The organism is Massilia sp. Root351, from assembly GCF_001425045.1.
Lineage (GTDB): Bacteria > Pseudomonadota > Gammaproteobacteria > Burkholderiales > Burkholderiaceae_D > Rugamonas.
Genome location: NZ_LMDJ01000003.1, coordinates 1 through 25836, shown reverse-complemented (window position 1 = coordinate 25836; position 25836 = coordinate 1). Strand labels below are relative to the sequence as shown.

The 25836-nt window shown below is 63.6% G+C and carries 23 protein-coding genes; 21 read left to right on the top strand and 2 right to left on the bottom strand.

Annotation, left to right across the window (positions count from 1 at the left end):
• Positions 1-78 precede the first annotated feature (78 nt).
• Genes ASD15_RS06455 through ASD15_RS06420 form a run of 8 tightly spaced genes read left to right on the top strand, consistent with a single transcriptional unit; the run spans position 79 to position 6804 of the window.
• On the top strand, positions 79-591 hold the full coding sequence (locus ASD15_RS06455; RefSeq protein ID WP_057153999.1) for a (2Fe-2S)-binding protein: 513 nt from the start codon (positions 79-81) through the stop codon (positions 589-591).
• Entirely contained in the window at positions 588-2798 is a 2211-nt protein-coding gene (locus tag ASD15_RS06450; protein WP_057153998.1) for a molybdopterin cofactor-binding domain-containing protein, read from the top strand. The genes ASD15_RS06455 and ASD15_RS06450 overlap by 4 nt, the downstream gene beginning before the upstream one ends.
• Positions 2799-2830: 32 nt before the next feature.
• Complete coding sequence (soxX, locus tag ASD15_RS06445; protein ID WP_229418088.1) at positions 2831-3382, top strand: sulfur oxidation c-type cytochrome SoxX; 552 nt, start codon at positions 2831-2833, stop codon at positions 3380-3382.
• On the top strand, positions 3379-3861 hold the full coding sequence (locus ASD15_RS06440; RefSeq protein ID WP_057153996.1) for a SoxY-related AACIE arm protein: 483 nt from the start codon (positions 3379-3381) through the stop codon (positions 3859-3861). The genes soxX and ASD15_RS06440 overlap by 4 nt, the downstream gene beginning before the upstream one ends.
• Positions 3861-4187, top strand: coding sequence for a thiosulfate oxidation carrier complex protein SoxZ (gene soxZ, locus ASD15_RS06435; protein WP_057153995.1), 327 nt, complete (start codon positions 3861-3863; stop codon positions 4185-4187). The genes ASD15_RS06440 and soxZ overlap by 1 nt, the downstream gene beginning before the upstream one ends.
• Positions 4184-4984, top strand: coding sequence for a sulfur oxidation c-type cytochrome SoxA (soxA, locus tag ASD15_RS06430; RefSeq protein WP_057153994.1), 801 nt, complete (start codon positions 4184-4186; stop codon positions 4982-4984). The genes soxZ and soxA overlap by 4 nt, the downstream gene beginning before the upstream one ends.
• Positions 4985-4996: 12 nt before the next feature.
• Positions 4997-5539 (top strand): c-type cytochrome, encoded by a 543-nt coding sequence (locus ASD15_RS32180; RefSeq protein ID WP_157200843.1) that lies wholly within the window; start codon positions 4997-4999, stop codon positions 5537-5539.
• Positions 5536-6804: an FAD/NAD(P)-binding oxidoreductase gene (locus ASD15_RS06420; protein WP_057153993.1), complete on the top strand. Its 1269-nt coding sequence runs from the start codon at positions 5536-5538 to the stop codon at positions 6802-6804. The genes ASD15_RS32180 and ASD15_RS06420 overlap by 4 nt, the downstream gene beginning before the upstream one ends.
• Here ASD15_RS06420 and ASD15_RS32175 read toward each other — a convergent pair.
• Positions 6796-7974 carry a PEP-CTERM sorting domain-containing protein gene (locus ASD15_RS32175; protein WP_157200842.1) on the bottom strand — a complete coding sequence of 393 codons (1179 nt, stop codon included), beginning with the start codon at positions 7972-7974 and terminating at the stop codon, positions 6796-6798. The genes ASD15_RS06420 and ASD15_RS32175 overlap by 9 nt on opposite strands.
• Before the next feature lie 168 nt (positions 7975-8142).
• On the opposite strand from ASD15_RS32175, the gene tssF reads away from it, so the two are divergent.
• The 3 genes from tssF to ASD15_RS06400 all read left to right on the top strand — a co-directional run bounded on the left by tssF (position 8143) and on the right by ASD15_RS06400 (position 12267).
• Positions 8143-9984 carry a type VI secretion system baseplate subunit TssF gene (gene tssF, locus ASD15_RS06410; RefSeq protein WP_057154306.1) on the top strand — a complete coding sequence of 614 codons (1842 nt, stop codon included), beginning with the start codon at positions 8143-8145 and terminating at the stop codon, positions 9982-9984.
• Positions 9948-11102 carry a type VI secretion system baseplate subunit TssG gene (gene tssG / locus ASD15_RS06405; RefSeq protein ID WP_057153991.1) on the top strand — a complete coding sequence of 385 codons (1155 nt, stop codon included), beginning with the start codon at positions 9948-9950 and terminating at the stop codon, positions 11100-11102. Before tssF ends, tssG begins: the two co-directional genes overlap by 37 nt.
• A gap of 235 nt (positions 11103-11337) precedes the next feature.
• Positions 11338-12267: a hypothetical protein gene (locus tag ASD15_RS06400; RefSeq protein WP_057153990.1), complete on the top strand. Its 930-nt coding sequence runs from the start codon at positions 11338-11340 to the stop codon at positions 12265-12267.
• Between the two features lie 20 nt (positions 12268-12287).
• Here ASD15_RS06400 and ASD15_RS06395 read toward each other — a convergent pair whose 3' ends face one another.
• Entirely contained in the window at positions 12288-14321 is a 2034-nt protein-coding gene (locus ASD15_RS06395; protein ID WP_082551624.1) for a histone H1-like repetitive region-containing protein, read from the bottom strand.
• Positions 14322-14564: 243 nt separating this feature from the next.
• Here ASD15_RS06395 and ASD15_RS31545 point away from each other — a divergent pair, with 243 nt between their 5' ends.
• From ASD15_RS31545 to ASD15_RS06350, 10 genes are all read left to right on the top strand, one after another.
• Entirely contained in the window at positions 14565-14834 is a 270-nt protein-coding gene (locus tag ASD15_RS31545; protein ID WP_082551623.1) for a PAAR domain-containing protein, read from the top strand.
• 201 nt (positions 14835-15035) lie between these two features.
• Positions 15036-16646, top strand: a complete 1611-nt coding sequence (locus ASD15_RS06385) for a type VI secretion system Vgr family protein (RefSeq protein ID WP_229418087.1) — start codon at positions 15036-15038, stop codon at positions 16644-16646.
• A gap of 37 nt (positions 16647-16683) precedes the next feature.
• Positions 16684-17970, top strand: coding sequence for a type VI secretion system Vgr family protein (locus ASD15_RS06380; RefSeq protein ID WP_082551622.1), 1287 nt, complete (start codon positions 16684-16686; stop codon positions 17968-17970).
• Positions 17971-17975: 5 nt separating this feature from the next.
• A complete protein-coding gene (locus ASD15_RS06375) occupies positions 17976-19616 on the top strand; it encodes a triacylglycerol lipase (RefSeq protein WP_082551621.1) in 1641 nt (546 codons plus the stop codon).
• A complete protein-coding gene (locus ASD15_RS06370) occupies positions 19613-20719 on the top strand; it encodes a T6SS immunity protein Tli4 family protein (protein ID WP_057153985.1) in 1107 nt (368 codons plus the stop codon). The genes ASD15_RS06375 and ASD15_RS06370 overlap by 4 nt, the downstream gene beginning before the upstream one ends.
• Before the next feature lie 32 nt (positions 20720-20751).
• Positions 20752-20973 (top strand): PAAR domain-containing protein, encoded by a 222-nt coding sequence (locus ASD15_RS31540; protein ID WP_267877823.1) that lies wholly within the window; start codon positions 20752-20754, stop codon positions 20971-20973.
• 35 nt (positions 20974-21008) lie between these two features.
• Positions 21009-22259, top strand: coding sequence for an IS256 family transposase (locus tag ASD15_RS06365; protein WP_157200854.1), 1251 nt, complete (start codon positions 21009-21011; stop codon positions 22257-22259).
• 178 nt (positions 22260-22437) lie between these two features.
• Positions 22438-23151: an immunity 52 family protein gene (locus ASD15_RS06360; RefSeq protein WP_082551620.1), complete on the top strand. Its 714-nt coding sequence runs from the start codon at positions 22438-22440 to the stop codon at positions 23149-23151.
• Positions 23152-23367: 216 nt separating this feature from the next.
• Positions 23368-24666 (top strand): DNA cytosine methyltransferase, encoded by a 1299-nt coding sequence (locus tag ASD15_RS06355; RefSeq protein WP_057153982.1) that lies wholly within the window; start codon positions 23368-23370, stop codon positions 24664-24666.
• 19 nt (positions 24667-24685) lie between these two features.
• Entirely contained in the window at positions 24686-25498 is an 813-nt protein-coding gene (locus ASD15_RS06350; RefSeq protein WP_057153981.1) for a hypothetical protein, read from the top strand.
• Positions 25499-25836 lie beyond the last annotated feature (338 nt).

The following is a 25836-nucleotide window of genomic DNA, read 5'->3' as shown; positions in this document are numbered from 1 at the left end:
CTCTGCTCTGCAAGAGGGAAAAACCGGGTGTAAGATAAGCACGCTTGAAATCCCGTCAACCCCTCTCCAGGAGAAAGCATGGCGCAGCTCAACGTCAACGGATCAGTACGTGAATTCGAGGCGGAGGACGACACGCCGCTACTGTGGGTGCTGCGCGAGCAGCTGGGCATGACGGGCACCAAGTACGGCTGCGGTGTGGCGCAATGCGGCGCCTGCACCGTGCATATCGACGGTGAAGCCACCCGCAGCTGCGTCATGCCGGTCTCCGCGCTGAACGCCAGGCAGAAGATCGTCACCATCGAAGGCCTGTCCAGGGACGGCTCGCACCCGGTGCAGAAAGCCTGGGCCGCGCTGGACGTGCCGCAATGCGGCTTCTGCCAGTCCGGCATGATCATGGCCGCCGCCGCGCTGCTCAAGCAAAAACCGAAAGCCACCGACGCCGACATCGATGCGGCCATGACCAACATCTGTCGGTGCGGCACCTACAACCGGGTGCGCGCGGCGATCAAGGTGGTGGCCAAGGGCGCCGACCCGAAATCGGCCGGGCTGGCCATCACGCATGTGGGCGACCACGCCGGGAGCAAAGCATGAGCCGCGCCGGCCGCAGCGGCGCGCGCAGTGACGCCGTTTCCCGCCGCAGCTTCCTGAAGGGCGCCTCGCTGGCGCTGGGCGGCCTGATGGTGCCGTTCTCCATTCCGCTCGAAGCCGCCGCGCAGGCCGGCAATGGCGCCATGCCAGCCATTCCGCCCGAGGTGAACGCCTGGGTGGTGGTCAAGCCCGACGACACCATCGTGATCCGCATCGCCCGTTCCGAAATGGGGCAGGGCACCCTGACCGGCCTGGCCCAGCTGGTGGCCGAGGAGCTGGACGCCGACTGGAGCAAGGTCACCACCGAATACCCCACCCCCGGCCAGAACCTGGCGCGCAAGCGCGTGTGGGGCAGCTTCTCCACCGGCGGCAGCCGGGGCGTGCGCGAGTCGCACGAGTACGTGCGCAAGGGCGGCGCCACCGCACGCATGATGCTGGTGCAGGCCGCAGCCGATGCGTGGCAGGTGCCGGCCGCTGAGTGCAGCGCCGCCAACAGTGTCATTACGCACGCCGCCAGCGGCCGCAAGGTCAGCTACGGCAAGGTGGCCGAGGCAGCCGGCAAGCTGGCCGCGCCCGCCGACGTGAAACTGAAAGACCCGAAGGACTGGAAGCTGGCCGGCAAGCGCCTGGCGCGGCTGGACACGGTAGACAAGACCACCGGCGCGCAAATCTACGGCATGGACCTGAAGCTGCCGGGCATGCTGAACGCCGCCATCAAGGACTGCCCCGTCTTCGGCGGCAAGGTGAAGAGCTTCGACGCCGCCGCCATCGAAAAACGCCCCGGCGTGAAAAAGGTGGTGCAGGTGGGCGACAGCGCCGTGGCGGTGGTGGCGGACACATGGTGGCGCGCGCGCACTGCGCTCGACGCGCTGCCCATCGTGTGGGATGAAGGCGCGAACGCCAAGCTTTCCAGCGCCGACATCGCCGCCATGCTCAAGGAAGGCCTGGACGCGCCGGATGCCGTGGTCGGCAACAGCAACGGCGACGCGCGCGCAGCCATCGCCTCGGCCAAGCGCAAGGTGGAGGCGGTGTATTCCTATCCCTTCCAGAACCACGCCACCATGGAGGTGATGAACGCTACCGCCAAGTGGACGCCGGAGCGCTGCGAAGTGTGGACACCGACCCAGAACGGCGAAGCCGCGCTGGCCGCCGCGTCCGAGGCGTCCGGCCTGCCGGCCGCCAAGTGCGACGTCTACAAGCTGCACCTGGGCGGCGGTTTCGGCCGCCGTGGCGCGGTACACGACTGGGTGCGCCAGGCGGTGGCCATCGCCAGGGAGCTGCCCGGTACGCCGGTGAAGCTGCTGTGGACCCGCGAGGAGGACATGCAGCACGGCCGCTACCATCCCATCACCCAGTGCAAGCTGACGGCGGGGCTGGACGAGAAGGGCGACATCACCGGCCTGCACATGCGCATTTCCGGCCAGTCGATCCTGGTATCGGTCGGCATGTCCATCAAGGACGGCAAGGACCCTGCCGTGTTCCAGGGCCTGAACGCGCCGGGGCCGGAAGCATCCATCGGCTACACCTTCCCGAACCTGCTGATCGACCACGCCATGCGCAACCCGCCCGTGCCTGCGGGTTTCTGGCGCGGCGTGAACCTGAACCAGAACACCATCTACCTCGAGTGCTTCCTGGACGAAGTGGCGCACGCCACCAAACAGGACCCGCTGGCGCTGCGCCGCAAGCTCATGGCCAACAACCCCAAGAACCTGGCGGTGCTGAACGCGGTGGCCGAGAAAGCCGGCTGGGGCAAGCCCGCACCCAAGGGCGTGTTCCGAGGGCTGGCGCAAACCATGGGCTTCGGCAGCTATGTTGCCGCATGTGCCGAGGTATCGGTCCATAAAAACGGCAAGCTGAAGATCCACCGCATCGTCGCCGCCACGGACTCGGGCCATGCCGTGAATCCGCAGCAGATCGAAGCGCAGGTGGAGGGTTCCTTCGTGTACGGCCTGTCCGCCGCCTTGTACGGCGAATGCACGCTGAAGGATGGCCGCGTGGAGCAGACCAACTTCGACACCTATGTGCCGCTGAAGATGGACGAAATGCCGAAGGTGGAAACCATCGTCATGCCGTCCGGCGGCTTCTGGGGCGGGGTGGGCGAACCGACCATCGCGGTGGCCGCGCCGGCGGTGCTGAACGCCATCTTCGCCGCCACCGGCAAGCGCGTGCGGGATCTGCCGCTGAAGAACCATAGCCTGAAGAAGGCCTGACCCGCAGGCCCGGCCCCGCCACGTCCCGACCCATGGCCGCCACGCCGCCCGCCGTCTCAACCCGCGCCACCCGCCAGGGGACTGCTCCTGCGGCGCGCGGCGGGAGCGGCGGCGTGCGCCGCGCTGCGCAGGCCGCGCAGGTGTCGCACTTTGCGTTGCTCTCCACGTTGCTCGCCACACTGCTTGGCATGCTGGTTCCCGCCGCCAGCCACGCTGCGGACTTTTCCGTCCCTTTGCCGGGCGCTGTCGCAGGCGATCCTGCGCGCGGCCGCGCCGTGGTCGCCAACCGCCAGGTGGGCCTGTGCCTGCTGTGCCACACCGGCCCCATCCCTGAAGAACGCTTCCAGGGCAACCTTGCGCCGCCGCTGGACGGTGCGGGCGACCGTTCCACCGCCGCCCAGCTGCGCCAGCGCATGGTGGACGCCTCCAGCATCAATCCCGCCACCATCATGCCCGCCTACTACAAGATCGACGGTTTGAACCGCGTGAGCCCCGCCCACAAAGGAAAAACCATCCTCACCGCCCAACAGATTGAAGACGTGATAGCCTATCTGCAAACCCTGCGCGCGGAGCCGGCACGATGAGCACCAACGCGAACACCAACACAAGCCGCCGCAAGCTGCTGCGGGCCGGCGCCACTTTGCCATTGCTGCCGCTGCTGGCGCTGGTACGCCCCGCAGCCGCCACCCCGGAAGACCTGCGCGCCGCCATCGCCGCCTATACCGGTGGCGCCGCACCGAAAACCGGCAAGGTGTCTTTCAACATCGCCAAGCTGATCGACAACGGCAACGCCGTCCCCGTCACCATAACCGTGGACAGCCCCATGACCGCCGCCGATCACGTCACCGGCATCGCCATCTTCAACGAGCGCAACCCGGAAACCGATATTGCCCGCTTCACCCTCGGCCCGCGCAGCGGCAAAGGCGAAGTCTCCACCCGCATCCGCCTGGCCACCTCGCAAAAGCTGGTGGCGGTCGCGCGCATGAAGGATGGCAGTTACTGGCAGCAGACGGCAGACGTCATCGTTGCGCTGGCTGCCTGCATAGAAGGGGAGGCCATATAATGGCGCGCGCTCTGATCCATATGCCAGCCACCGCGCGCAAAGGGGAAGTGATAGAAATCCGCGCCCTGATCGGCCACCCGATGGAAAGCGGCTACCGTCCCGACGCCGGCGGCAAGCTGGTCCCGCGCGACATCCTCACCAGCTTTGCTTGCCGCTACAACGGCGAAACCGTGTTCAGCGCCGAGCTGCACCCCGCCATTTCCGCCAACCCCTACATCGCCTTCTTCACCGTCGCCACCGACAGCGGCACGCTCGAATTCACCTGGCAGGGCGACAACGGATTCGCGCAGACCGAAAAGATGCCCATCGCGGTGAGCGCAGCATGAAACCGGCCGCCGGCCCCGTGGCCGCTGTCGCGATCGCCATCGCCGTCACCAGTTCGCTGCCGGCCCACGCCCGCGATGGCCGAAGCGCCACGCAGGACACCCGTAAATCCGGCGCTGAATTCATGGGTGCCGCCACCCAGGCCATGCAGCGCGACGACACCCAAAACCCCGCCATGCTCTGGATCAGCGGCGGCGAAGCGCTATGGAACGCCAGGGCCGGCAAGGCCGACCGTTCCTGCGCCAGCTGCCACGGCGACGCCAAACAAAGCATGCGCGGCGTGGCCGCCCGCTTCCCCGCCTTCGACAAGGGCGGCAAGCGCGTCATCACTCTGGGCCAGCGCATCGACATGTGCCGCCAGGGCGCCCAGCAAGCCGCCCCCCTCAAGCCTGAAAGCGACGACCTGCTCAGCCTCGAGAGCTACGTCGCCATGCAATCGCGCGGCATGCCCGTCAACCCGCCACAGGACCCCGGCACCCGCGCCGCCGCGGACCGGGGCCGGCAGCTCTACCGCCAGCGCATCGGCCAGCTTAACCTCTCCTGCGCCCAGTGCCACGACGACAACTGGGGCCGCAAGCTGGCCGGCGCCACCATTCCGCAGGGACACGCCAATGCCTATCCGATCTACCGCCTTGAATGGCAAGCCATGGGCTCCCTGCAGCGCCGCCTGCGCAACTGCATGAGCGGCGTGCGCGCCGAAGTGCCGGCCTATGGCGCGCAAGACCTGGTCGACCTCGAAGCCTTCCTTTCTCTCCGCGCCAGAGGCATGGCGCTTGAAACCCCGGGCGTACGCCCATAACAAGGAGCTGCCATGCAACTGACACGACGTCGCACCATTGCTGCCGCACCCGCCGCACCCGCCGCATCCGCTACACAGCCAGCCCGCCGGGCCGCGCGTTTGCGAGCTGCCGCCGGCGCTTCGCTGGCCGCTGCGCCCGCCAAGGGCTCGCGAGCTGCCGCCGCGGGCGCTGCGCTAGCCGCATTGCTTGCCTGCTTCCTTCTCGATCCGTCCCCGGCCAGCGCCGCCGAAGCCATCGCGCCCGGCGCCCGCCTTGCCGCCACCTGCACCGGCTGCCACGGCACCAACGGCGCAACCGCCGGCAACACCCTGCCCGCGCTGGCAGGGCAGTCCAGGGAAGCGCTGCTCGCCTCTCTGCAAGCCTTCAAGGCCGGCACCCGTCCCGCCACCGTCATGACGCAGCTCGCAAAAGGCTACAGCGACGAGCAGCTGGCCCAGCTGGCCGCCTTCTTCGCCGCCCAGCCCGCACCCCGCGCCGCTGCGGCAGGAGGCGCCAACCCTGCCGATGCCGGAAAGCTTGCCGCCATCGTTGCTACCCAAGGAGCCCGTCCATGAAACGCCGCCAATTCCTGCAAGCCTCCGGCGCCGGACTGGCGCTCGCCAGCACCGGCTGCGCCACCATCGGCGGCAGCGCCAAACCGCAAGTGGTGGTGGTCGGCGGCGGCTACGGTGGCGCCACCGCAGCCAAGTACGTGCGCCTGTGGAGCGGCGGCGGCATCGACGTCACGCTGATCGAGCCCAACGCCAGCTTCATTTCCTGCCCGCTCTCCAACCTGGTGCTGGGCGGCTCGAAGCAGCTGGCAGACGTCACCATCGGCTACGACGCCCTGGCGCGCCACGGCGTGCGCATCGTGCGCGACAGCGTGCAATCCATCGCCGCCGAGAAGCGTACCGTCACCCTCGCCGGCGGCCAGACCATCGCCTACGACCGCCTGATCGTCTCCCCCGGCATCGACTTCCTGTGGGACCAGCTGCCCGGCATGCAAAAGCCAGGTGCGCAGGAGCGCATCCTGCACGCCTGGAAAGCCGGCGCCCAGACCACGGCATTGCGCGCCCAGCTCGAAGCCATGCCGGACGGCGGCGTCTACGCCATGACCATTCCCGCCGCCCCGTACCGCTGCCCGCCCGGTCCCTACGAGCGCGCCTGCCAGGTCGCCCACTACTTCAGCCAGCGCAAGCCGAAGTCCAAGGTGCTGATACTGGACGGGAACGACGACGTTGTGTCCAAGGGCGCGCTGTTCAAGAAGATATGGCAGGACCGCTACGGCAGCATCATCGAATACCGGCGCGGCTTCAAGACGGTGGACATCGACGCATCCGGCCGCGCCGCCATCTCCGAACTGGACGACCGCGTGCAGGCCGACGTGCTGAACGTGATTCCGCCCCAGCGCGCCGGCGCCATCGCCGTGCAGAGCGGCCTGGCCAACGCCAGCGGGCGCTGGTGCACGGTGGACTTCGTCACCTTCGAATCCACGCAGGCGAAGAATATCCACATCCTCGGCGACGCCATCCTCGCCGCGCCGCTGATGCCCAAGTCCGCCCACATGGCCAACCAGCACGCCAAGGTTTGCGCGGCCGCCGTGGTGGACCTGCTGAACGGCCGGGCGCCGGAGCCGAAGCCCATGCTCACCAACACCTGCTACAGCTTCGTCTCCGACAAGGACGTGATCCACGTCGCCTCGGTGCATGCCTACGACGCGGAGAAAAAGACCCTGCTCGTGGTGCCCGGCTCGGGCGGCCTGTCCAGCGCCGCCAACGCACTCGAGGGCGAGTACGCCATGAGCTGGGCCCGCAACATCTGGGCAGACACCCTAGGCTGACGCTGTTCCGTCGGACTGCCCGCCTGCCTGCTTGCTGCGGCGCCTGCCGCAGTAAGCCAGCACGCCCAGTCCGGCCCCCAGCATGCCCCAGGTGGCCGGTTCAGGCACCGGGTTCAGGGGATTGAGCAGCATGCCCCAGCACCCCTCGCCGTACGCGCCGCCCTGTCCGCAAGCGGTGGCGGCGATCTGCCCGTGGTCGTTGATCGCATCCACGCGCATCAGGTCCACTCCCGCCGCAGGATCGATCAGGGTGCTGAGCACCGTGGTAGTGCCGTTTTGATACAGCACGGGTGTCGCCACGCCGTTGATCTTGAGGATAGTCACCACCTGCCCAGAATCGTTGATATCCGGTTTTCCCCATTGGTAGTCGTTCCATACGCCCAGGTCATGCATGGTGCCGCCGGAGTACAGGAACACGTGCCGCACGCCGTCCGCGGTGTCGGACACGCCGACGATATCGCCGTGTTCATTGATGTCGTGCGCCATGCTGTAGGCCCCGCCCAGCGTCCCCATTTCATGCATGCCGGTGGCGTCGTAGGTGAAGGCGCGCATCGCCCCCGCAGTGGTGTGCGAGCCGCCGACAACGGTGCCGGCGTCGTTGACGCCCATGGCGTAGCTATCCTTGCCGCCCAGCGTGCCAAGGTCGGTCGATGTGCCGTTCTGGTAAATGAAGGCATGGCGCGGCGGCGGATTGGACCAGTCGTCAAAGCCCATGCCCCCGTCGCCCACCACCATGTCATTGTTGTTGATGGCGTTGACCCTGGTGGTGGCCTGGTAGACCAGGTCCGGCACCTTGAGGTAGTCGTTGTGCGTGAAGAAGTGGCCCTGCCCGGTGGTGGTGTCGAACATGTTGAAGTTCACAGCCATGTTTCCGGCGTCGTTGATGCCGGTGATGTAGTGGTTGTAGATCTTGCCCTGGATGCGCGGAATAAAAGAGAACTGTCCGTTCTTCCATGTGTACGCCTGGTCGTACCAGGTTTCCTCGATCCGGTAGACCACGCCTACCGTGCCGTTGTTGTTGATGGTGGTGGCGGAACCGTATTCCGCGCCATACAGCGAGATGATGCCGGTGGCAAGACTGACCGGCGTGTACTGGTACTGCGCCTGCGCCACGCCGGGCAGGGCGAATGCGGATATCAGAAGAAAAGGCAGCAAACGTTTGACTAGCATGATGGGAGCTCCTTGGGTTTGGGGGTAAAGCCGGATTAGCGTATCGCCGCCGCGCGCGGCGCGGCGCGTGGTAGCTCTTGGTAAACCATCGTTGCTGATTGCTCAGCATCAAGGCCCAGTGCCCCCGCCTGTGACACCATCGTTGAACCCCAACGCGAGGACACGATGATGGAAAAACTGCTGCCATACTTCGAACGCGAGCTGGGCATGCTGCGCCGCGCCAGCCACGAATTCGCCGAACGCTACCCCAAGCTCGCAGGCAGCCTGCTGATGAACGGCGAAACCTGCGCCGACCCGCACGTGGAACGGCTGATCCAGTCCGTAGCCCTGCTCAACGCCCGTACCGCCAAGCGCCTGGACGACGACTACGCCGGCTTCACCGAAGCCTTGCTTGGCGTGCTTTACCCGCACTACCTGCGCCCGCTGCCGTCCTGCTCCGTCGCCCGCTTCGACAACAGCGGCGTAACCGGCGGCACGGACGCCACCGTAACGGTCCCGCGCGGCACCGCGCTCAAGTCCCTCGGCAAGACCGCGCCCGGCTGCAAGTTCCGCACCGTCTACGACGTGGCCGTGGCCCCGGTGCAGATCAGCGTGGCGGGCTTTGAAACCTGCATCCACGCGCCATCGTCGCTGCAGCTGCCGTCCGACGTCACGGCCTCCATCCGCATCACCATCGCCTGCACCGCCGCCAACCGCAGCCTGGCCGAACTGCGCCTGCCGGTGCTGCGCTTGTACCTGGACGGCGAAGCTTCGCTACGCGCCACCTTGCGCGACACGCTCTTCATGCGCGCCGCCTGCGCCTGCGTTGAAACGGAAGGGCAGTGGCGGCTGCTGGAGCGCGTGCCGCTGCGCCCGGCCGGCTTCGACGACGCCGACGCGCTGCTGCCCTTCGAGCCCGCCGGGCAGCCTGCCTACCGCCTGCTCAGTGAATACTTCGCCTGTCCGGAAAAATTCGACTTCATCGACATTGAGCTGGCCGAGCTGCTGCGCCACGCCGCGCCCGGCTGCGCGACCGTCACCTTGCACCTGCCGCTGAACGGCGTGCGCGCCGGCTGCGGCGCCGCCCGCATCCTGCGCACGCTTACGCGCGACAACCTGCTGTTGTCCTGCACGCCCATCGTCAACCTGTTCCGCCACATCGCCACGCCCATCCAGATCACCCACACCCGGAGCACTTACCCGCTGCTGCCGGACGCGCTGCCCGCCAGGGCCTGCGAGATCTACAGCGTGGACTCGGTGCACCTGCTGCAGCGCTCCGGCGCCCGGGACAGTGTCAGTACCGAATTCGTTCCCTACTACTCGCTGCGCCACGGCGAATCCCCCAGCCGCAAGGGGCGCTACTGGATCGCGCGGCGCGACGAGGAACTGGCCAGCGGCCGCACCGCCCACGAATACTCGCTGGCGCTGGTGGACCGCGACTTCGACCCGCTCAAGTCCGAGCCCGGCATCGCCTCCATCGGCCTCACCTGCACCAACCGCAACCTGCCGCACGAACTGCAGGGCGGCCTGCCCGGCGGCGACCTGGCCACCGAGGCCAGCACCGGCAGCGTGCCGATACGGCTGCTGCGCAAGCCCACCCCGTCGCAGCGCCTCGCCACCGCGCGCGGCGCGCAGTGGGGACTGGTGTCGCACCTGTCCCTTAACCACCGCACGCTCACGCAGCAAGGCCTGCCTGCGTTCACCGCCATGCTGCGCCTGTACGCCTTGCCCGGCAACGCCATCTCGCAGCGCCAGATCGACGGCATCACCGGCTTGGCGCACACGCCGGGCACCGCCTGGCTGCGGCGCGGCACCGGCCTCGCTTGCCTGCACGGTGTGGACATCCGCATCACGCTCGACGAGCAGGCTTACGCCGGCACTGGCGTCCACATCTTCGCGCAAATGCTCGACCGCCTGCTGGCCCTGTACGCCCACCTGAACAGCTACACCCAGCTCACCGTCTTCTCGCACGCCAACGGAAAGGAGCTGCTGCGATGCCCACCCCGCAACGGAAGCCTGGCGCTGGCCTGACTGGGCTGATTTGCACGCTGCTGGCCGAGCCGCAGCGCTTCGACTTCTTCCAGGCCGTGCGCCTGCTCGAACAATGGCTGCGCAGCCAGCCGCAGTCCGACGCGCAGTCCGATGCACAACCCGACGCGCACCTGGACGCACAATCCGACGTGCAATCTGACGCGCACTCGGATGCGCACTCAGATGCGCAAGTCGACACGCATGTGGACGTCCCGGCCGCCGCCTGGCCCGCCGCGCAGGCCGAGCCGCCGGGTACGCTGCAGCTACGCTACCGCAACCACCTTTCGCTAGCCTTCCCCCCGGGGGAGATCAGCGGGCTCGATCTGGCCGGCGGCCGGCTCGACCTCACGCCCGCCTTCATGGGCCTGCTCGGCGGCAGCGGCGCGCTGCCGCACCACTACACCGAACGCATCGCCGCGCACGAACAGCGCGAAGACGGCCAGGCCCCGCGCGCCTTCCTCGACATCTTCTCCAACCGCGCGCTCGCCATGTTCTGCCAGGGCTGGGCCACGTACCGACCCGAATGCATGCAGGAAGCTGACGGCAGCGACGGCTACCTGGCCCGGCTCCTGCTACTCTCCGGCGCCCAGCCGCCGCAGGGTGGCATCATCGACCGCGAAACCTTCGCCCGCTATGCCGTCCAGATCCGCAGCCGCACCGTCTCGCACGACGTAATGACTGGCATGCTTACCGAATACTTCGGTGTGCCCTTCAAAGTGGAGCCCCTGATCGGCGTATGGGAAGCGCTGCCCGTCGCGCAGCAAGCCCAGCTGGGCCGCAGCCATTGCGGCCTGCGCAACGGCGTGTTGCTCGGTGAGCGCATCAACCGTTGCGACACGCTCGCCCGCATCCGCATCGGCCCGCTCCGCAAGGCAGACTTCGACCGCTTCCTGCCCCGTGGCCCCGGCGCCGAAGCGCTGCAAGCAACGCTCGCCATGTTCTGCACGGTCGGCATCGCCTTCGAAGTCCGCTTGCGGCTGCGCGCCGCCGACACCTGCGGCTTCTGCCTCCGCCCCAGCGAACCGCAAGGCGGCGCCCGCCTCGGCGTGAACGCCTTCCTCCTCAATGCCCCCTCAGAAAGCGACCGAGAAGACGCCAGCTATTTGCTGACCCCATAGCTTTGCCTGTTCGCCCAGCTCGCAACGCGTTGGCGGCGGCGCTGGTACCGAACGGCTTGCCAAACTTTGGAGCGTGCTCACGCTGGTCAAAAAAGCGCCTGGACTTCAGTGGGGTTTGCTCTGCCTTTGCGACACATCAATGCCGGCGCACCGCCGCGCGCCTAGAATGCCAGTTCTTCCTGGCAGAACGCCCTCCACAAGTGGTCTGCCCATCCAGCCCCCACGAGGCCCGACCATGCCTATTCCACGCACCAAACCCGGCACCAAGATTGCCGCCGCCCGGCAGGAGCTTGAATCCGTGCTCGCCAAACTGGGTGAAGCGCGCCGTACCTACGCGCGCTGGGAAGACACCGCCGTGCGCCTGCGCGACCTGGGCAGGCGCACCCTCGAGCCCCTGGAAGAGCAGTTCGGCGTCTACGCCCGGCAACTGATACGCGTCTTCGATCAGGCTTACGGCAACGGCACGTTGACCGAACCCGAGCGTACCTCGATCGCCGAGACCATCTGCGTGCTGGCGGACCGGATGCTCAGCACAAAGGATGACAGCGAAATCCGCCAGTTCTACAGCCGCTACAGCGGCAGCGACTACCGCACAGACCGTGCCCGCTTCCTGCCGGTGCTGCGCGAAGTGGGCGACATGCTGCTGGCCGACACCTACCCTGTATCCTGTTCTTTCGATGAAGAAGGCGACCAGGCCGAGGCCGAGGAGCTGCACGCCAAGCTGGTGGGCATCATCCTCACGCTGCCGCTGGAGCAGCAGCCATACCTGCTCGAGCAGGCCAACGCCGGCTACATCAACGAAGACCCGGTTGCACTGCGGGTGCTGGACATCGAGCTGGACCTGACCCGGCGGCCCGGCACCGCGCGCCTGGGCGTGAGGCAGATATCGCGCAAGGTCGAGTTCATTGAAGACTACCTGGAAGACCTGGAATTCGACACTGTTGGCATCCAGTTCTCGCTGATGGTTCAGCTCAACCTGCCGGGCAGCCCGCCGTTCACGGAAAGCATTGCCCAGCATTGCATGCGGCTGCAAAAGCACCTGCTCGAACACCAGCTGGAAAACATCGCCTGCGACGTGGCCGACTTCCGCGACATGGCCAAGCTGAAAGCCTGGCTCAAGGAGAAGCAGCAAAACAAGGACGAAGCCGCACCGGTCCAGCACTAGGGCGCGCGGCGCCCAGGCTGTTACTGCAGGCGGATTGCCGTATCAAACACCCAGGTGCGGCGGATCTCGATCACGTCGTACTGGCGCGCCACCGTGGGCGGGAACGCGCCATACGGCGCCTGGCTCGCCACCACGCGCCGTATCGCCTCGTCGATAGCGGGCACGCCGCTGGAGACCACGAACGTCACCTTCTCCACCGAGCCGTCTGCACGCACCGCCACCGTCACCGTCGGCTGCGTGTGCGGCTGCTTCACCACCTCGCGCACCATCTCGAAGGTCATGTTCAGTTCGATTTTTTTACTCATGGCCTCCGAGTAGAGGACCAGGTCGGCATTCGGATCGGCGCGGCCGTACATCCATCCGCGCCGCAAGCCGCTGGCCATCGGCAGCAAAGAGCGGGAAGGGCGGTTCTGCGCCTCGCGCTGGGCCGCTTCCGCATCGAGCTGCTTGCCAATCGCCCGCAGCCGCTCCTCGCGTTGCGCCTCCCGCTCCGCCTTTTCGCGCAGCGCCTGCTCCTGCTGCGACGTAACCTGCCTCGCCCCCTCTTGCTTCGCCGCTTGCCGCGCAGCCTCCTGCCGTGACGCTTCCTGCCGAGCCATCTCCTGTCGCGCAGCTTCTTGTCTCGCTACCTCCTGGCGGGCAGCCTCCTGCCTCGCAGCCTCCTGACGCGCGGCCTCCTGACGTAATGCTTCCCGCCTCGCCAGCTCTTGTCGCGCAACTTCCTGGCGTGCGATCTCCTGCCTTGCTGCTTCCTGCCTCGCCAACTCCTGCCGTGCGGCCTCCTGGCGGGCAGCCTCCTTTTTAGCCATCTCTTGTCTCGCCAACTCCTGCTTCGCCAACTCCTGCCTCGCCAACTCCTGCCTCGCCAACTCCTCCCGCGCCGCTTGTTGGCGTGCCGCCTCTTGCCTTGCCAGCTCCTGCCGAGCTGCCTCCTGGCGCACCGTCTCATCCAGCCTTGCCTGCTCCTGCCGCGCCGCCTCATTCCGTACCGCGTTCTGGCGAGCCATCTCCAACTGCTCCCGCGCCTTTTCATCCTGCCTGGCTTGCTCCTGCCGCAGCGTTTCTTGCCGCAGCGCCTCGCGCCGCAACTCCTCCTGCCGAACAAGCTTCTGGCGTTCCGTATCCAGCCGCGTCGTCTCGGCCCGGTCCCGCTCCTGCCGAGCCGCCTCTTGCCGTGCCTGCTCATCCCGGTTAGCCAGCTCTTGCCGTATCGTTTGCTGACGAACTTCCTCCTGCCGCGCCAGCTTCTGCCGTTCCGCCTCAATTCGAGCAGCTTCCGCACGCTCCCGTTCCAGCCGGGCGAAATCCTGCCGCGCCTTCTCGTCCAGCCTGGCCTGCTCTTGCTGCGTCTCGCGCCGCAAAGTCTCCTGCCTGACTTGCTCCAACCGCTCTGCATCCAGTCGCGCCGCCTCGCTCCTGGCCGCCTTCTCGGCGCGTGCCGCATCTTCCCGCAACTGCTCTTGCCGCAACGTTTCACGCTGCGCCGACAACTCCGCCTGCCGTGCGCGCTCCGTAGTCTGCCTCTCCTGCTCCACCCTGGCCCGTTCAAGCGCCTGCTCCCGCGCATCGTCATCGATGCGCTTCTGCCCCAAATCACCTGCGCTCTCCGGCGCCGGCACATCACCTCCCTGCACGGGCGAATTCCGCTCCAGAACGGTGGTTGGCGCTCGCGTCTGCGGCGCATCGGGAGCAATCGGCAAGTTCACTTCCGGGCGCTTCCAGGCCGTCATCCCAACCGCTTGAGACTGTGCAGGAGAAGGTTCCGGCAAGGGAGCAGGCGCACGTGGCTGCGCAGCAGCGGAACTGCCTACTGCACCATTGACCTTGGTGGGCGAGGGAGCCTCTGGCGTCAGCGCCGGCGCGGGCGCGGGCGGAGGAGGGGGAGGCATCAGCACAATGCGCAAGTCGCTCGCCTCCAGCCGCAGATCCTTCCAGGGGAGGCTCAGTCCGGGAAACCCGAAGGTTTGCCCGCCAAAGGTAACGCTCAATAGCAGCGCGTGAATGACCAGCGAAAGCAACATGGCGTTGCTCAACCGCCAGCGATCCCGCTGCATGAAGCCAGCCGCTCTCAAGCCGAAAACCCTTCGCGCAGGCAGTGTCCAGGGTCGTTTAAAACAGTCTTGCTACTGGAGGCACTTAATCTGGGAACCATCGAATCGCCGCGCACGGAATGTTGATCATATCGACACAGCCTATCACAAGCGTAGACCCTGCCCAGCCTTCCGTTGCGTCCGCTCAAAGTAGGCCAGTCCGAGCAATGCAATCATCGCCACAATCTTCCAAACATCGGAGCAATCATGAAAAGCGTGATACGGCTGGGCGACCCCACCACGCATGGTGGCCGAGTCATAACTGCGCGCGCCGCGCATTTCACTGTGCACGGCATCCCTGTTGCAAGCGTCGGCGACCAGTGTTCCTGCCCAATCCCGGGCCACGGCACCACCAACATCATCGAAGGCAATCCGTGCCACACGATAGACGGCATCGAAGTCGCTTACGATGGCCACAGGACCAGTTGCGGCGCCCAGCTCATCCCCACCCCAGCCGATTTCTCCGCCGATTGTTAAGCCCCAGCGCAGCGCAACTGCTTGCGCATGATCAAGATCAGTTGATCCTGGTAATGACATCATCGCTGAACCAGTTCACCCCGTCAGGAGTCCCCGTGGAAAGCGACCTGCTCGACTTCTTGNTTGCTTGCGCATGATCAAGATCAGTTGATCCTGGTAATGACATCATCGCTGAACCAGTTCACCCCGTCAGGAGTCCCCGTGGAAAGCGACCTGCTCGACTTCTTGGTAGAGACCAAGGACCTGATTACCACTAACCGTCCCTTGCGTCTGCGTCTGGACTGCTCCACCCAGCTGTCCCACGACATGCTGCTTCCGCAACGCGTGTACGGCACCGAAAGCATCTGCGGCAGCCTCGAATACCGGATCCTGTGCGTCTCCGCGCGCGCCCGGCTGCCGCTCAAGGAGTTCATCGGTCTGCCCGCCGCCCTCGACTTCGTCACCGATCGTGGCGAGCTGCGCAGTGTCTGCGGCGTCATCACCGAGATCGCTGCTGGAGATAGCGACGGCGGCCTGGCCAGCTACCAACTCGTATTGCGCGACGCGCTCTCCATCATGGACAAGCGCATCAACACACGCGTGTTCCGTAACAAGGACGAAGTGGAAATCGTCCAGCTGATCCTGGACGAATGGCGACTCGGCAACCGCGTGCTCGCCATCTGCTTCAAGCACGAACTGGCCGACTTTTTCGACACCATCAGCTACCCCAAGCGCGAATTCACCATGCAGCACAACGAGTCAGACGGCGCCTTCATCCGCCGCCTGCTCAAGCGGCGCGGCATCGCCTGGTACTTCCGTGCCGACCATGGCCAKAGCACGCTGTTCCACACCATGGTGCTGTTCAACCGCGCCGACAGCGTGCGCCAGAACGCCGCCGGCACCATCCGCTACCACCGCGACAGCGCCACCGAAGAACGCGACGGCATCACCTCCTGGAGCGCCGTGCGCACACTGCAGCCGGGCAGCACGGGCAGTCACAGCTGGGACTACCGCAATCCGCTGGGCGTGCATTTCATGCGGGCCACCGCGCAGGGCGAGGCCGATCAGGGCAGCAGCGGACTATGGATGGCCGCCAGCCTGGACGACTACCAGGTGCTGCCCCCGCAYGCCGGCGACGACCATGAAGACCTGTTCAAGCTCGGCCAGCTGCGCATGCAGCGCCACGATTACGAAACCAAGTGCTTCCACGCCGARGGCAGCGTRCGCGACTTGTGCGTGGGCGAGTACTTCACGCTCGAAGGMCATCCGGAGATCGACAGCCACGCCGACGCCGAGCGCGACTTTACCGTCAYCGCGCTGCAAATGACCGCGCAGAACAACCTGCCCAAGGCGCTGGCCGCGCGCGTGGAGCGCCTGTTCGCCCGCAACCGCTGGATGCGCGGGCAGCCACACGACATGCAACTGCACAAGGAGCTAGCCGGCCAYGTGGCAGAAGGCAGCTCGCGCATGCACATCCAGTTCACCGCCGTGCGGCGCGGCATTCCCATCGTGCCGGCGTACGACGCGCGCACCGAGCTGCCTCAGCCGCAGATGCAAAGCGCCATCGTGGTCGGTCCYGAAGGTGAAGAAGTGCACTGCGACGAGATGGGCCGCGTGAAGATCCGCTTCCCCGGAACGCGCGCGCAAGACCACGTCGAGCGCGGCCTGGCCGGCACCGGCGACAACGAGTGCGACTCGGCTTGGGTGCGCGTCGCCTCCAACTGGGCCGGCAACGGTCCCGGCCATCAGACCCAATGCGGCACGCTGGGCTTGCCGCGCATCGGCAGTGAGGTGCTGGTGCCTTCCTGGGCGGCGATCCGGATAAGCCGGTGATTGTTGGGCAGCTGTACAACNGTGCGACTCGGCTTGGGTGCGCGTCGCCTCCAACTGGGCCGGCAACGGTCCCGGCCATCAGACCCAATGCGGCACGCTGGGCTTGCCGCGCATCGGCAGCGAGGTGCTGGTGGCCTTCCTGGGCGGCGATCCGGATAAGCCGGTGATCGTGGGGCAGCTCTATAACCAGCATGGCCTGCCGCCTGCGCTTAGCACCGTGGACGGCCTACCGGGGAGCAAGTACCTGTCAGGGATCAAGAGCCGCGAAATCAAGGGCGGGCGCTCGAATCAGCTGCGGCTGGACGATACGACCGGCGAGATCAGCGCGCAGTTGGCGAGCGACCATGGCCGTAGCGAACTTAATCTTGGTTACCTGACGCAGCCTAGAGCTGACGGCCATGGCGAGCCGCGAGGCGAGGGTGCAGAGCTGCGGAGCGGCCGAGCGGTTGCCGTACGTGGAGAAAACGGCATCCTGATAAGCGCAGCGGCCTGCGGCATGGGCCAGCAGCTTGATCGGGCCGAGTTGCTTGGTGTGCTGGATATCCTCAACAGCATTTCCGGACAGTTGGCTTCCTTGGCGCAGACCCATTGCTCGGACGGAGCCGCAGGCGAGCAGCTTGCGGGGCTGAATGAGAAGCTGAAAAGTTGGTCGGTCGCTGCCGGAAATCGGTCCGTCATCGCGGCAAGCGCGCCGGATGGCATGGCGTTGATCAGTAATGAAAACATTGTCGTCGGCGCACAGACAAAGCTGGACTTGGTATGCCAGGGCGAAGCACAAATCGCATCCGGGCAAAGCATCTTTGCGCGCGCGGCGCAGGGCCTTAGCTTCTTTGCTCATAAGCTCGGCATAAAGCTCATCGCGGCCAGCGGCAACGTCCTAGTTCAGTCGCACCAAGGCGACATCAGCCTCATTGCCACAGGTCGCATCAAAATCGCCGCAGGCGAAGGCGTGGAAATTCAAGCACCGGAAGTCAGAATCGCCACCAAGGGAGCGCAAGCAGATTTCGGTGGTGGTGCTATTACGGAGCAATGTAGCGGTAGCCACGTCATCAAGTCCGCAACGTTCGCACATACCAAAGGTGGCGACGGCAGCATCGACGAACTGAAATTCCCTAGTACGAAGCTCGAAACGGATGAACGGATTGTGCTTCATCACTCGCAAACCGGCGAGCCCGTTGTAGGACGCCGCTACACCCTTACGCTACCGGACGGCAGCAGCATCGAAGGCGTCACCGACGAGCACGGCCGGACCGAGCTGGCCAACAGCGATGAACTTGGCGACATCGAAGTCGTTATCCATCCAGAAGACAAAGAAGGAGACTGAACATCATGGCCGCGACGCCTGAACCAACACGCCCATTGACCAACATCCGTCACGAAACCGATGGCACCATTCGCGCCACGGCTATGCTGTCCCCCAAGGCATGTACCACGCGCGCTAGTATAGAGGTGCCGCCCAACAAGGTGATCCCTGTGATTTTCGTTCCTGGAATTATGGGCAGTAATTTGTGCGCGACGCGGAATCCGGACAAGCCGCCCAACAAGATTCTTAATCCTGGGGAAGCTGCTTGGCGTCCACCAAACGGGGTAGATGAAGGGCTAAGCGAGGCGAAAATGTGGAAGCGGCGTGATCCTCCAACGCGGCAATCTGTGCTCGACGCCGCTACTTTGGATGTTGACCGCAGCGGTGTGATCAAGGTGCCAATGAATTCACGAACTCGTGCGCCGTTGCTCAGCGAGGACGAGGCCAGGCAGCGTGGTTGGGGAGAGGTGCACTGGAGTAGTTATGGGACCGTGCTCGCTACGCTACAGGAGCGGCTGAACGCCACCTTCCGAAATGTATGGGGCCATGTGTCGCACGACGGTCATTGGCGACGCTTGAGCACCGCCAGCAAAGACGATCTGAACGAGGTTTCGGCCTGCGAACTACAGAAGGTCGCTGAATACCACTATCCGGTGTACGCCTTCGGCTATAACTGGCTGGAATCCAACGAGCAGTCGGCGGGCCGTTTGCGTGAGCGCATCGAAGATATCATTGCGTCATGGACGAAGGCCAAGCGAAAATGCTCTTCTGTCATCTTGGTTACGCATTCGATGGGTGGCCTGGTTGCTCGTGCGTGTGCCAAGACGATTCCCGAAAAAATCGTTGGAGTAATCCACGGCGCCATGCCGGCGCTGGGCGCACCGGTGTGCTATCGCCGTATTGCCTGTGGTACTGAAGCATCGCATCCCGGTAAGGGCGATCTGGAGAACATCGCTGCAGGCAAGTTCGCCGATATCGCCGGCCGGCGACCTGAAGACACTACAGCCGTCATGGCAACTTCCGCCGGGGCCTTAGAACTGCTGCCCAATCAGCTATACCCCGAGCGTTGGCTATTTGCGGCCGTGAAGTCTGACGATAGTGCGAAAGCTGTCGACTATTTGGAGCTACCGAACGGGAATCCCTACGAAATGTACCGCGACATGTCGGCATGGTATCGCGTTATCAATCCGGATCTGGCTGATCCGGCCGGGAAATACAAGGGCGACGTGAAAGCTCATATTCGTAAGGCGGTTCGGCAAGCTGAACGATTCCATACCGAGGTGCTGGGCTCCTACTATCACCCGAACACCTTCGCTTTTTACGGTGATGACGCCCAGCAGCTATCAGTCGGTAGTTGCCGCTGGCTTGCCAGTATGCGGTCGAGCGTGCTTAGCAGTAGTGCATTGGCAAAAGGTGAACCACTTAGCCACGTGGCGAACGGATCGCGGAATGTGGGCATAGCCGGTGGCAGTACATTGATATTTTCCCTTAACGAACAATACGTCGCGGGCGATGGCACTGTCCCTAGATCCTCGGGAGCCGGGCCTTCTGGCAAGGTGCTGCGCTTGTTCGATACGGGGGGTTATGATCACCAAGGGAGCTATAACAACTTGGATATGCTGTATTTGACGCAGCACTTGATCGCCAAACTGGTGCAGAAGCTATGACGGTCAAGACCGGAGGCTACTGGGCAAAGCGGTGGCGGCTCTGGGGAGGAGTACTTGTGCTTATCGCAGGAGCCAGGCTAGTCAAGATCATTCAGGAGGACCAAATGAAAATGCGGATTGCCGAGATGCCGATGAAAACCGTCTGCGTTGGCCGATTTCTCATTGACGTGCCAAAACACGCCATCGTTTCATTCGGCGCAACCAGGCTGGCCGGCTGGAGTATTTCGGTTGACTACGATGAGACTGATGATGCGTTTGAAGCGCGGCTCGCGGCGACAGAGACAGAACTAAGGACAATGAAGAACGAGAAGGGCTGGAACAGCTTGGAGTCTGTCGCCAATATCATAGCTGACGGTCTTTCCGGCAAAGTGATGCTCTTTGACCGGGAGTGGGGGTATCTCGTTGAATTCGGTGAACGGGTTTACAGTACATCTGCGAAAGTACGCGGCCTGGCTCGATTGCACGGAGTGAGTTTCGAATTTAGGGCTGAGGCCTTGGACAGCAAGGATATTCCGGAACTAGTCCGAATCATCAAACAGGTTCGTAACCGTGACGGGGAGGCGATACCCAGCGAGTCGGGATTCTGTTTCGACAACAGCCTTGTTGCCGATCCCCTCCATGCAGGCCAGAATGAATCAACGGTAATGTTTGTCGGTCTGCAGAGCCATCCCGACCTTTCCATCGCGCTGCGCAGTACGGCAGGAATTGCGCACGGCCGGACGCTCCTGCAGCGAGATGCTGACACTAACTTTAGGAGCGAATATCGCTGGTCCGTCCATAATTTTCGTCTAGGAGACCGGATCGTTAACGGCATCCCTGGCCAAGAGCTCATGGACCGTATCCGGGAGCACAGCGGCGTTACTGGGCACGATTTCGAATGGGAGGCATTGAGTAAAAAGGACAGCGTTTTTACTCCTAATCTTGGACTCGAAATGAGCACCGGCCATGGCCGTCCCGGGGCACCTGTCCAATCCAGCCTTTCTGATGTCGAAGCCATCGCGTTGTGGGACAAAATACTGTCCAGCTTGCGCGTCCGCCCGACCCGAGCAGTTCCTGCAGCCGCCGCCGCGTCGCAAGCGCCAGTCTGGGCGCGGGCGGATTAAAAAGTGAAAAACTAGGAGCAAACATGTAGAATGTGATACGGCTGGGTGATCCCACCACGCACGGTGGAAAGGTGATCTCCGCGCGCGCCGCGCATATTACCGTCGGCGGCATCGCCGTTGCATGTGTGGGCGATCAGTGCCCCTGCCCAATACCGGGCCACACGGGCTGTAGAATCATGGAAGGCAATCCTGACCATACAGTGGACGGAATAGCCGTCGAGCCTGTCAGAATTTTTATGTGTCCGGGGTCATGAAATAATACCGAAAGGGACGTTCCATGACCGAAGCAATGACCACTAAAAAACCTAGGAAGAAAAGAGCACCGCCGCCGTTTCCCGTCGAGCTGATCGACCAACTGCTGGCCCAGGTGCAGAACAAGGACGCCGAGTCGATTCTTGGCGAGAGCGGGCTGGCGGGCCAGCTCAAGAAGATGCTGGCCGAGCGCATGTTGACGGCGGAGTTGAACCACCATCTGGCCAACGAAGCCGAGTCGAGCGAAAACCACCGCAACGGCAGCAGCTCCAAAACGGTACTAACCCCAGGCGGGAAAATCCAGTTGGATATCCCTCGTGACCGGCTTTCCAGCTTCGAGCCGAAGCTGGTCGCCAAGCATCAACGGCGCATGGAAGGCTTTGATGACCATGTCATCAGCATGTATGCCCGGGGCATGAGCGTGCGGGAAATCCAGGGTCACCTGCTGGAGTTGTATGGCACGCAGGTTTCGCCGGACCTGATTTCCACCATCACCGATGAAGTCATGGAGGAAGTCGTCCAATGGCAGCAGCGGCCGTTGGAGCCGATGTATCCGATCATTTATTTCGACGCGCTGCGCCTGAAAATCCGGGACGAAGGCTCCGTCAAAAACAAGGCGGTGTATCTGGCGCTGGGCATTCGCGCCGATGGCCGCAAGGAAGTGCTGGGCCTGTGGATTGAGCAAACGGAAGGCGCCAAGTTCTGGCTGAAGGTCTTTAACGAGTTGAAAAACCGGGGCTTGAACGACGTCCTGATCGCCGTGGTCGACGGCCTGCGCGGTTTCCCGGAGGCGATCGAAGCAGTCTACCCGCAAGCGCAGATCCAAACCTGTATCGTCCATTTGATCCGTAACTCCCTGGTACTGGCGTCCTGGAAGGACCGCAAAGAGCTCGCTGCCTCGCTAAAACCCGTCTACCAGGCCGTTAACGCCGAGGTGGCGGCTGCGGCGCTGGACGACTTTGCGGCCGGCCCTTGGGGCACCAAATTCCCGACCGTGGCGGCCATGTGGAAGCGCCAGTGGGGGCAGGTAATCCCATTCTTTGCCTACCCGCCGGAGGTGCGTACCGTGATTTATACGACCAACGCCATTGAAAGCCTGCACATGCAACTGCGTAAGATCGTCAAGAACCGGGGCCATTTCCCAAGCGACGACGCGGCTACCAAACTACTCTTCCTGGCCTTGCGCAATATTGAAAAAGATTGGAAGATGCCTGCACGAACCTGGAAGCAGGCAGTTAACCAGTTCGCCATCACGTATGGGGAGCGTTTCACCAACGCGATCAGCTAATTAAACTTTGGCCCCGCACACAAAATTTCTGACAGGTCCTAGCCGTCGCATAAGAGGGTCACAATATTAGTTGCGGCGCTCAGCTCATCGCTACGTCGGACAGTTTCTCTGCGGATTGATGAGATGAACCAGTGGAACGGATTCCGGTCTGCCTTCAAATTCAAACGGTATTCAACCCATGAAACGTTCCTATGAACTTACGGCGATGTTCCGTCATGCCGGCGGGCTTGAAGTCTCGACGATGCTGGGTGAATTGCACGGGCTCGTTCCCGACCTTCTAGCCTGCTCACCGATGCTGGACGCATGGCTCCTCAAAGGCAACACAAAGGCGGAAGCCTCCCTCTACGAGGTCTTCGGACCTGCGGGGCCGACCGCTGCCGCAATCGCCGTGCTAACCGAGTCCCTGAAGCACGAAATCGATCCGCGCATCGTCAGCATGTGGAATGGTCGCGAGGGCGGCGAGGGCGCGTCCGTGCAGTACATAGGTCGGCCGGCACCGGAAACCAGCGCCGTGGTAGTGCGTGCCAAGCCCGGCACCTTCGCGAAGGACTGGGAGCTTGTCGCGAGTTTGGTTAGCAAGTCAATTGCACTTTGGTCTCCTGCCGTCATAACGATGGAATCGACCGGCTACTTTGACAAGAAGGTGTTCAAAGATCGCCCCGGAGTGGGCTGGATGCTCTATCTGCCGAAGGTGCTCACCGTTCAACAGGTGCCCGAGGCCCGCGCCCTTGCGCCGGTGCTGGGGAGCGCCAAGATGCAAGTCGGCACCATCATCGTCAGCGTTACCGATGCTCCGTTCTCGGACGAGAATCCGGAGCACGTCCGGATCGCGAACGACATCGAAATTCGCCTGGCTGATCAGGCTCTCTTGTCCCGCTACGCGGTCCCCTGAACTGTGACGAGCATGTTGGACGTCCGGACGTGCGAACAGTGCGGCACCCCAGCGCCGCCCAATCCTGGTATACTGTACAAAAAAACAGTATTCTAGGGACGTCGAAAGGAAACGGCCGGCCCAAGGGGCCGGCCATGCGTCGAAATCGATCAACTATTTGCCTGCGGCACGTTAAAATGCCTTGGTTTGCGGTTAAGGGTTTAAGTGGAGAGCAACATGGGACGTCCGATAGGGATCGATCTTTTCGCAGGAGCGGGCGGGTTATCGTTGGGGTTTGAGCAGGCCGGGTTCGATATCGCCGCCGCTGTCGAGATCGACCCCATCCATTGCGCCACCCACGAATACAATTTTCCGGAGTCGAAGACCATCTGCGCGAGCGTAGTGGACCTGACCGGCGAAGAAATCCGAAGCCTTGCAGGCCTTGAAGGGCGGGACATCGATGTGGTTTTCGGCGGCGCACCGTGCCAGGGCTTCTCGATGATCGGCAGGCGGGCCCTGGACGACAACCGCAACCAGCTAGTGTTTCACTACGTCCGCCTGGTGAGCGAACTCCAGCCCAAGTACTGCGTCTTCGAAAACGTAAAAGGCCTCACCCTCGGCAAGCACGCGCAATTCCTCTCCGAACTGGTGGAAGCCCTTGGCCAGGCCGGCTACAAAGTCCTGTTGCCCTACAAGGTCTTGAACGCGAAAGACTTCGGTGTCCCGCAATCGAGGGAGCGCCTCTTCCTCATGGCCGCGCGCCACGACCAACAAATGCCGCAATACGCGGAACCTTCGGACCTGCAGGTGACCGTGCGCGACGCCATCGCCGACCTGCCGGACGCCGACGGCTTCGGCGCCTTGAAGCTGTCCGATTCCGTCGCATTCAACTGGCGCACGGACTCCGCCTACGCCTTGCGCCTGCGCGGCATGCTGAAAGACCCTGCGGACTTCAGCTACAAGCGTAGTTTCGATCCCGACCTGCTCACCTGCAGCCTGGTCACCGAGCACACCGAAGCATCCAAGGCCCGCTTTCGCGCTACTGCGCCCGGCAAGACAGAATCGATCAGCAGATTCCTGCGCCTGGCGCCGGAAGGCGTATGCAACACCCTGCGCGCCGGGACCGACAGCGCGCGCGGCGCGCACACCTCGCCCCGGCCCATTCATCCAGTCCATGCGCGTGTGATAACAGTGCGCGAGGCGGCGCGGCTGCACTCCTATCCGGACTGGTTCAGGCTGCACGCCACGAAGTGGCATGGATTCAGGCAAATCGGAAACAGCGTGCCTCCGCTGCTTGGCCGGGCGGTGGCAAGTTCCATTATCCAGGCGCTCGACGTCAAACCTGTCAAACCCAAACGGGTAATCAAGCTGGACGGGACTATGTTGCTGACGATGAATATGGGCCAGGCATCCGCGTATTTCTCGGTTGCGCGCGGCGTTATTGCGCAGCGCGCCAGGAAGCCCAGCGAACCGAAGCGCGGCGCAACGCCGGACACCATGTCGCAGTCATTCGAATTTGCCGAACAAGCGGACTGACCCGTATCCAGACGAACTTATGACCAATACCACGCCGCTCAAGAAACCGAACCGATACCAATCCATCATCACGCGGGTTTTCTTCGACAACTATACGGCCCCTGCCGTTGAATTTGAGTTCACGCGCGACGAATTCGTCGACATCGCCGAATCCCTGGGCATCGTGCTGCCCAAGAACGTCGGCGACGTGATCTACTCGTTCCGATATCGATACGAGCTGCCTGCAGCCATTTGCGGCACCGCAGCCGAGGGGCGCGAGTGGATCATTGAAGGGGCAGGACGCTCGCGGTACCGGTTCAAGCAGGTTCGTCTCAACCGCATCGTTCCCCGCGAGGAACTGCTCACCATCAAGATACCGGACGCAACGCCGGAAATCATCGGCAGGTACGCTCTCACGGACGAGCAAGCGCTGCTGGCGAAAGTGCGCTACAACAGGCTGATCGACGTATTCCTGGGGATTACCGCCTTCTCGCTTCAGAACCATCTTCGCACTACGGTCGCCAGTGTCGGCCAGATCGAGATCGACGAAGTGTATGTCGGCATTAACCGCCACGGCCGCCAGTTCGTAGTGCCGGTCCAGGCCAAGGGTGGAACCGACAAGCACGGCGTGGTGCAAACCCAGCAGGACATCGAATGCTGCGCGCAGAAGTTCCCCGGCCTGACATGCCGGGCCGTATCGGCCCAGTTTATGACCAACAACAGAATCGCCATGTTCGAACTGACCGTCCAGGACGGCGACATCAAGGTCGTCGACGAGAAGCACTACCAGCTGGTCGCTGCCGCCGCAATCACGCCAGACGATCTGCGACTGTACGCGGAACACGGCGATTGACGTGGCTTTCCCCGCCCTCCTTCCTATGGCTTGGCCAGGCCGGCGAATTTTCCCTTTACATATCGGCGCCACCGCCCAAACTACTTCCTGACTATTCTTTGAGCCGCATCAAAGGCAATCCGTAAGCGTCTTCCCAGCGCCGTCTGGACTGCCTGACCAGCGTCATCCATGATCGAATTTTGGCACAGCGTTTGTGCCCACAATTTTCGATTATGGACACAAATTTTCAATCGGTCATTTCGTAAGCGTCGACTCAGCACCGTGTTGAGTGCCGTAACAGTTTAGTTGATGATGGCTGGCCGCAGGCCAGCGTTCATTTATTTGCCAGCCACAAGGTG

Coding starts and splice junctions, on each gene's coding strand:
- ASD15_RS06455 (WP_057153999.1), top strand. CDS start 79: ATGGCGCAGCTCAACGTCAACGGATCAGTACGTGAATTCGAGGCGGAG.
- ASD15_RS06450 (WP_057153998.1), top strand. CDS start 588: ATGAGCCGCGCCGGCCGCAGCGGCGCGCGCAGTGACGCCGTTTCCCGC.
- soxX (WP_229418088.1), top strand. CDS start 2,831: ATGGCCGCCACGCCGCCCGCCGTCTCAACCCGCGCCACCCGCCAGGGG.
- ASD15_RS06440 (WP_057153996.1), top strand. CDS start 3,379: ATGAGCACCAACGCGAACACCAACACAAGCCGCCGCAAGCTGCTGCGG.
- soxZ (WP_057153995.1), top strand. CDS start 3,861: ATGGCGCGCGCTCTGATCCATATGCCAGCCACCGCGCGCAAAGGGGAA.
- soxA (WP_057153994.1), top strand. CDS start 4,184: ATGAAACCGGCCGCCGGCCCCGTGGCCGCTGTCGCGATCGCCATCGCC.
- ASD15_RS32180 (WP_157200843.1), top strand. CDS start 4,997: ATGCAACTGACACGACGTCGCACCATTGCTGCCGCACCCGCCGCACCC.
- ASD15_RS06420 (WP_057153993.1), top strand. CDS start 5,536: ATGAAACGCCGCCAATTCCTGCAAGCCTCCGGCGCCGGACTGGCGCTC.
- ASD15_RS32175 (WP_157200842.1), bottom strand. CDS start 7,974: ATGCTAGTCAAACGTTTGCTGCCTTTTCTTCTGATATCCGCATTCGCC.
- tssF (WP_057154306.1), top strand. CDS start 8,143: ATGGAAAAACTGCTGCCATACTTCGAACGCGAGCTGGGCATGCTGCGC.
- tssG (WP_057153991.1), top strand. CDS start 9,948: ATGCCCACCCCGCAACGGAAGCCTGGCGCTGGCCTGACTGGGCTGATT.
- ASD15_RS06400 (WP_057153990.1), top strand. CDS start 11,338: ATGCCTATTCCACGCACCAAACCCGGCACCAAGATTGCCGCCGCCCGG.
- ASD15_RS06395 (WP_082551624.1), bottom strand. CDS start 14,321: ATGCAGCGGGATCGCTGGCGGTTGAGCAACGCCATGTTGCTTTCGCTG.
- ASD15_RS31545 (WP_082551623.1), top strand. CDS start 14,565: ATGAAAAGCGTGATACGGCTGGGCGACCCCACCACGCATGGTGGCCGA.
- ASD15_RS06375 (WP_082551621.1), top strand. CDS start 17,976: ATGGCCGCGACGCCTGAACCAACACGCCCATTGACCAACATCCGTCAC.
- ASD15_RS06370 (WP_057153985.1), top strand. CDS start 19,613: ATGACGGTCAAGACCGGAGGCTACTGGGCAAAGCGGTGGCGGCTCTGG.
- ASD15_RS06365 (WP_157200854.1), top strand. CDS start 21,009: ATGACCACTAAAAAACCTAGGAAGAAAAGAGCACCGCCGCCGTTTCCC.
- ASD15_RS06360 (WP_082551620.1), top strand. CDS start 22,438: ATGAAACGTTCCTATGAACTTACGGCGATGTTCCGTCATGCCGGCGGG.
- ASD15_RS06355 (WP_057153982.1), top strand. CDS start 23,368: ATGGGACGTCCGATAGGGATCGATCTTTTCGCAGGAGCGGGCGGGTTA.
- ASD15_RS06350 (WP_057153981.1), top strand. CDS start 24,686: ATGACCAATACCACGCCGCTCAAGAAACCGAACCGATACCAATCCATC.